Source organism: Streptomyces sp. HSW2009, assembly GCF_040240285.1.
Classification (GTDB): domain Bacteria; phylum Actinomycetota; class Actinomycetes; order Streptomycetales; family Streptomycetaceae; genus Streptomyces.
This window is the reverse complement of the sequence record NZ_JBEHZD010000840.1, coordinates 1-2,351: the sequence shown is the minus strand read 5'-3', so window position 1 is coordinate 2,351 and position 2,351 is coordinate 1. Positions and strand designations below refer to the sequence as shown.

Here is a 2,351-nt window from a genome sequence, read left to right as displayed (position 1 = left end):
ACCTGAATGTTTCTACACGGGACTGGCTCGATACACATCAAGACGCTACTGGCGTCCGTACGGCCGCGAAAAATTATCTGCATGAGATCGCACCACCGCCGGAAAACGGCTCCCCAAAAGCGAATGCCACGTGGTGGAAGAGTCTGACGGGAGATGAGCAGGACGCCTACGTAGCCCTGAACCCCGCCGGCCTTGGAAAACTGGACGGCATCCCTTCAGATATTCGCGATGAGGCCAACAGAACTGTACTGGCCGAAAAACAAGCAGAGTACAGGACCGAGCTGTTGGGGATACCCAAAGAGCCGAAAAAGTACGAGACCCGGGGCCCGAAAGCCACCACATATACCGACGAGTGGCTCGATTGGAAACATACTTACATGGACAGGAAGGAGCACTTGAAAGCATCCCTGAAGGGAATGGAAGCCATTGAAGAGCGCTTCACAAGAGTCGGGCAAAAAGGTACGCCCAGAGCGTACCTGCTGAAATTTAGCCCCGAAGGAACGGGACGCGCAGTTATCGCCACCGGAAACCCCGACACAGCTGACCATACTGCCGTTTTTGTCCCCGGAACTAAGGCCAACCTCAGCAATATCAAGGGGGATATGAACCGCACTATCGACCTCTGGAAGGCGTCTTCTGCACAGGCCCCCGACCACAATATTTCAACCATTACCTGGCTAGGATACGATGCACCACAAAACGTCCTGTTAAATTCCCCAGATTCCGGCTACGCCAACAGGGGAGCGGCAGATTTCAACCAATTTCTTGAGGGGTTGAGCGCGGCAAGCCATTCAGGAACAGGTAGCCATCTCACGGCTATTGGCCACTCGTACGGTTCCACCCTGATCGGATCTACCGCACGACAGGGCGATCTCCGCGTGGATGACGTGATATTTGCGGGCAGTCCAGGCGCCCAGGTGAGTAGTGCCGAGGAGATGGACGTGCCGAAAGGCCATGTCTGGAACGAGGAGGCCGACGGCGACAAGATTCCGGATATCGGCCGCCCTTTTCATGGAGGCGAGCGAGATGATCCTCTCCTTCAGAGTTCGTTTGCGCGAATCATCCCGTCTGATGAAATTTTTGGAGCCAACCAGATGGCCACTGACGGGAGTGGGCACACCAGCTACTTTAATTACGATGACGAACGGGACATCCCCTCACTCAGCTTGCTGAACCAAGCCCTCGTGGTCGTGGGGCGTCAAGACAGGGTGAAGATGAATGACTAGCTTAGCTCGTATAGGCTCGCATCATCGCCCAAAATTCCACCTCGTGGCGTTCCTGTCGGCGACGCTCTTATTGGGAGGATGCTCAATGAATTCACCAGACAAGGGAAGTTCGACATCGCCAGCCGAGGTGCGCCGCGTCTCCGATGCAAAAGACGAGACCGTTCGGGTATCTAGCGACATTTTCGATGCGGCCGGCGTAAAAGGGAAGATGACCGAGCCTGGTCCCTTCACTAGAGAGTGCGCCGGCGCGAACTCAGGAAAGAACTACAGGGTCTTTCATTTCTGGTCCATTTGGGATGCCCCCATCCAGGACCTCAAGCAGGGCATGGAGAACCTCAGGGAGAAGCTTCCCGGCAAGGGGTGGAGCATCAGGAGCTACGGCCCGGATACGAGCCCGAGCCGAAGCCTCGAACTGATCGCAGATTTCGGTCGGAAGAAATTCACAGTGATGATCCACCTGTACGACGAGAGCAAGAATTCTGCCCCCCAGGCCCCGGAGTCCATCCTCAGCGTGGCGCTCAACTCGGCGTGTTACCAGGTCCCCGAAGGGGAGACCGTGGACTAGTGAGGTAGGGCCTCACCGGAAAGACGCGGGCCCGCTGCGTCGCACGGTCAGAGGTCTCGCCCTCGGCGCCGACGCACCGGGCCTGCCCCGTCCTGGCCGCCGCCCCGGTTCGCCCCTACCGCAGCCCGAGCCCGGGTTAGCCTCACCGTATGCAACTAGGCGTCAACGTACCGAACTTCGGGGCCGGCACCGATCCCGGGATGTTGCGTGGGTGGGCTCAGGTGGTCGAGGGGCTCGGGTATGACCTGCTCATGGTGTCGGATCACGTCGCCGTCACGCCGGACGTGGCCGTGGGGTATCCCGAACCGTTCTACGAGCCGTTCACCACGCTGTCCTGGCTGGCCGGGGCCACCCGGCGGGTGCGGCTGGGCACCACCGTGCTGATCCTCCCGTACCGGCATCCGCTCCTGGTGGCGCGGATGGTCGGGAACCTCAACCAGCTCAGCGGCGGGCGGTTCGTGCTGGGGGTGGGGGCCGGGTGGGCCAAGGAGGAGTTCGCCGCGCGCGGGGTGGCGTTCGGCGAGCGCGGGCGGCTGACCGATGCGTGTTTGAGCGTGTTG

The 2,351-nt window shown here is 59.8% G+C and carries 3 protein-coding genes; all 3 read left to right on the top strand.

The genetic code is table 11. The features are described 5' to 3' along the window. Window positions 1-1,226, top strand: a 1,226-nt coding sequence (locus tag AAHZ94_RS32770) for an alpha/beta hydrolase (RefSeq protein ID WP_349997349.1), incomplete at its 5' end; no start/stop codon positions are given. A 43-nt stretch (window positions 1,227-1,269) separates the two neighbouring features. Further along, on the top strand, window positions 1,270-1,791 hold the full coding sequence (locus tag AAHZ94_RS32765) for a hypothetical protein (protein WP_349997348.1): 522 nt from the start codon (window positions 1,270-1,272) through the stop codon (window positions 1,789-1,791). Window positions 1,792-1,940: 149 nt separating this feature from the next. After that, the coding region (locus AAHZ94_RS32760; RefSeq protein WP_349997347.1) for an LLM class flavin-dependent oxidoreductase at window positions 1,941-2,351 on the top strand (411 nt) is incomplete at its 3' end.